The organism is Paraburkholderia sp. CNPSo 3076 (genome assembly GCF_026343935.1).
Taxonomy (GTDB): Bacteria; Pseudomonadota; Gammaproteobacteria; order Burkholderiales; family Burkholderiaceae; genus Paraburkholderia; species Paraburkholderia nodosa.
Map to the genome: position 1 here is coordinate 1 of NZ_JAPMAL010000130.1, position 821 is coordinate 821.

Below are 821 nucleotides of genomic sequence, written 5' to 3' on the forward strand. Positions count from 1 at the left end.
TGTGCATCATTCGACGATCTTCGAGCTCAACGTCCAAAGCTACCGCCGCCGCAAGGCCGGCGACAAACAGAACGCACGGCGGCGTCAATTACACGCCGACAACCCGGCCAACCCGTTTAGCGGCCAGTTGCCTGACGATGGCAACGCTACACAGTAGCGGTGAGCGTCAACTATGCGATCACGCAACGACAACTACGAAGGAGCAACGTCAAATATGACCTGATAACCGACGACAACTACCCCGTTGACCGGCCAAAATAGTTGTCGATGACCGGCCACGCTGCTTGACGCTCTCTACAGAGGCAATCAAGCTGCCGATTTTATCGCTGGCAGCGTGGCGAAGTATGCTTCATCCGGTGTCTGATCGGCCAGCCTAGAATGAGGCCGATTCTGGTTATACCAGTTCAGGTAGTTGCCGATTGAGCGGCGGGCGTGGCTGACCGAGTCGTAGGCCTTCAGATAGACCTCTTCGTATTTGACGCTGCGCCACACCCGTTCAACGAACACGTTGTCACGCCAGGCACCCTTTCCATCCATGGACAGAAGAACGCTCCGGCTGAGCACCGCGTCGGTGAATTCGGTTGCGGTGAACTGGCTGCCTTGATCCGTGTTGACGATCTCAGGCAGGCCGTATTTCGCAAATGCTTCCTCCAGCGCCTCGACAGCATGGCAGCTCTCCAGCGTGATCGCCACGCGGTGTGCCAGCACCCGACGGCTCGCCCAGTCCACGACAGCCGTCAGATATACGAAGCCGCGCGCCATCGGGATATAGCTCGTATCGAGCGCCCAAACCTGATTGGCCCGGTCGATTTTCCGGTTGC

General features: G+C 58.1%; 1 protein-coding gene. It reads right to left on the reverse strand.

The features are described 5' to 3' along the window. Positions 1–306: 306 nt before the first annotated feature. The coding region (locus M3A49_RS42360) for a DDE-type integrase/transposase/recombinase (RefSeq protein ID WP_266233990.1) at positions 307–821 on the reverse strand (515 nt) is incomplete at its 5' end.